At 38.1% G+C, this 3,108-nt stretch carries 3 protein-coding genes; all 3 read left to right on the forward strand.

The genetic code is table 11. The features are described 5' to 3' along the window. Positions 1-371 precede the first annotated feature (371 nt). The 3 genes from Q1A47_RS20265 to Q1A47_RS20275 are packed head-to-tail and all read left to right on the forward strand — an operon-like array spanning position 372 to position 2,837. Entirely contained in the window at positions 372-1,025 is a 654-nt protein-coding gene (locus tag Q1A47_RS20265) for a GNAT family N-acetyltransferase (protein WP_026681463.1), read from the forward strand. Between the two features lies 1 nt (position 1,026). Continuing rightward, the gene (locus tag Q1A47_RS20270) at positions 1,027-1,680 is read left to right on the forward strand and encodes an acetoin utilization AcuB family protein (RefSeq protein WP_026681464.1); all 654 of its coding nucleotides are present in this window, start codon (positions 1,027-1,029) and stop codon (positions 1,678-1,680) included. Beyond that, entirely contained in the window at positions 1,677-2,837 is a 1,161-nt protein-coding gene (locus Q1A47_RS20275) for an acetoin utilization protein AcuC (RefSeq protein WP_026681465.1), read from the forward strand. Before Q1A47_RS20270 ends, Q1A47_RS20275 begins: the two co-directional genes overlap by 4 nt. The last annotated feature ends 271 nt before the right edge of the window (positions 2,838-3,108 follow it).

The raw sequence follows: 3,108 nt of genomic DNA on the forward strand, positions 1-3,108 counted from the left end.
TTAGTTGAGGCCGTGCCCGCGGAAAGCGAAGTAATTAGTCGGAGCATTGCCAATATACATCAAACATTTCAAAATAATTACTTGGCTTAACGCAGTCATTGCACTGATTTTATACTTTCTTAACTTATAAAAAAATAAAAGATTCTTTTAGAATACAGGCAGAAAGTCCTTTCACCGGGGCTTTAATCTGATAACTGAGGCTTTCAGTCGTAAAGCAAGCTACGAGTTCACACGGATGGTTTTGATTGTTAGACCTAAGCTTCTAATTCTGAGATCGTATCTTTTATGAATCGTTCACAGATGTTACTAAAAAATCTGTGGATATTGCTGTATAATAAATGTAAGCGTAATACATGACAGGTGGTGACTGAATGAAGCATACGAAAAAACATTATCTACAAACACGAGAGACAAGTGATGAAACGATAATCATTGAAGGACCACTGACAGCTGCAGAACTGAAGGAGTATAAATTCCATCATGATTTAACTGCATTTCGACCTGCGACGAAACAATTCGAAGCAATCATGCAAATCGCTTCCTTTCCTGAGGGGAGAATTATTGTTGCAAGAACAAAAGATACAATCATTGGCTACGTAACCTATCTACATCCCGACCCTTTAGAAAGGTGGTCTAAATTTGCAATGGATGATTTGATCGAACTAGGAGCTATTGAAGTAATACCAGACTTTCGTGGTGCGAAAATTGCTTCAGGCTTGTTAGAAGTTTCAATGATGGATACGTATATGGAGAATTATATCATTATTTCCACAGAGTATTACTGGCACTGGGACTTAGATGGTACAAAATTAAGTATCTGGGATTATCGTAAGGTCATGGAGAAAATGATGGCTGCTGGTGGACTTCTACCTGCACCTACAGATGATCCAGAAATTATTTCGCACCCTGCTAACTGTTTAATGGTACGAATAGGAAAAAATGTTTCAGAGGAATCTATTAAAAAATTTGACACGTTACGTTTTCTACAGCGACATCACTATCGAAATATGCGGGAGGGTCTTTAACATGCTGGTGGAAGAAATCATGAAGACGGAAGTAATCGCATTACCACCAACTGCTACAATAAAAGAAGCCTTACACCTACTACACAAACATAAAATAAGGCATATACCAATTGTAGATTCAACTAAAGAAGTTATAGGTATTGTATCGGATCGTGATGTGCGAGATGCTAGTCCATCTATTTTTGAAAAAGAATCCGAAGCCTGTGAATTAGATCATGAAATTCAAACGATTATGAGTCAGCCAGTTATAACCATTCATCCATTGGACTTTGTAGAAGAAATAGCAAAGATTTTCTATGAACAAGAAATTGCTTGTCTTCCTGTTGTTCGCAAAAACAATAAGCTGGTTGGTATCATCACTGAAAAAGACATGCTATATACAATGATTCAATTAACGGGGACACATGTACAAAGTTCACACATAGAAGTTAAAGTTCCACATCGTCCGGGAATTCTTCCCGAAGTCACTTCCATCTTTGGTAAACGAAAAACCAATATCATTTCAGTACTTGTCTACCCATTTAAAGATAATCCAAACTACAAGATATTAGTATTCCGTATTCAAACAATGAATCCACTTCCTGTTATACAAGATCTCCGTAATGCAGGCTATGAACTGTTATGGCCAAATAATATTGCGGGGGAAAATCGATGACATGTCATGCTAAATTCATCTTTTCTGATTCCTTTTTAAATTATCACTTTAATGAAGATCACCCATTTAATCAAAAACGGATCTTGTTAACCAAGGAGTTATTGGAGAGCAAAGAACTGCTTTCTAGTAAGGATTTATTATCACCAAGGCAAGCAACAGACGAAGAACTAATGCTATTTCATGACCATGCTTATGTTGAAGCTGTTAAGCAAGCTAGTACAGGGTTGTTAGCAGATGAAGATGCAGTAGAATTTGGATTAGATACTGAGGATACACCTATTTTTCAAAATATGCATGATGCATCTGCCAGTTTGGTCGGCGGTACCCTTTCAGCAGTGGATGCAGTATTAACTGGTCAAGCGTCTCATGCGCTTAATCTTGGTGGCGGGTTACACCATGGTTTTAAAAGGAAAGCTGCTGGATTTTGCATATACAATGATGGTGCAGTAGCGATCCGTTATATTCGGGAAAAATATAACTTACGTGTTTTATATGTTGACACAGATGCACATCATGGTGATGGCGTCCAATGGGGTTTTTATGATGATCCAAATGTATGCACCTTTTCTATTCATGAAACTGGTCGCTATCTATTCCCTGGTACTGGAAATGTAAATGAACGTGGAATTAAAAGCGGACATGGATATGCATTCAATTTACCTATTGATGCTTTTACGGAAGACGACTCGTTTTTACACGTTTATACTTCTGCATTAAGAGAAATTACGGCCTTTTTTAAACCAGATGTTATTGTAACTCAAAATGGAGCGGACGCCCATTGTTATGATCCTCTGACACATCTTTGCGCGACCATGTCGATATATGAAAAGATACCAGCGCTAGCTCATGAGTTAGCCCATCAATATTGTAATGGGAAATGGATTGCGCTTGGTGGTGGTGGCTATGATATTTGGCGAGTAGTTCCACGTGCGTGGGGACAAATATGGAATATCATGAAACATAATCAACTAGCAACAGGGGCACTCCCAGAGAAATGGAAAAACAAATGGCAGAAATATTCGAAAACACCTCTGCCAGATTACTGGTCAGATTCAGCCAATATCGTACCGCATATACCTAGAAAACAGGAAATATCAGAGAAAAATAACAATACATTACTGCAGTTATTAAAATATACGAAAAAAATCGAAATGTAGGAACAAAAGCGTAAGCTCCCGAATAGAAACGTAGCGACGATTCAACGGAGATAAAGGACTCACGGTGTGCTTGCGAGCCAATAATGACTTAGATTAGGGCGATTTGTGAACTCCCCTAGTTTCCGGGCGCTGGAGCTGGAAGCTGCCCAACAAGCGCCTATTGTTTATCCACATGGGCTAATTTTATAATTTCCTCACTAGCGTTGCATAAAAAATAACTGTAAAAGTCAATGAATATATTTTTAGATTTCAATCAAGTTGAACGAATTTT

Source organism: uncultured Virgibacillus sp., from assembly GCF_947495635.1.
Classification (GTDB): Bacteria; Bacillota; Bacilli; order Bacillales; family Amphibacillaceae; genus Virgibacillus; species Virgibacillus salarius.

Coding starts and splice junctions, on each gene's coding strand:
- Q1A47_RS20265 (WP_026681463.1), top strand. CDS start 372: ATGAAGCATACGAAAAAACATTATCTACAAACACGAGAGACAAGTGAT.
- Q1A47_RS20270 (WP_026681464.1), top strand. CDS start 1,027: ATGCTGGTGGAAGAAATCATGAAGACGGAAGTAATCGCATTACCACCA.
- Q1A47_RS20275 (WP_026681465.1), top strand. CDS start 1,677: ATGACATGTCATGCTAAATTCATCTTTTCTGATTCCTTTTTAAATTAT.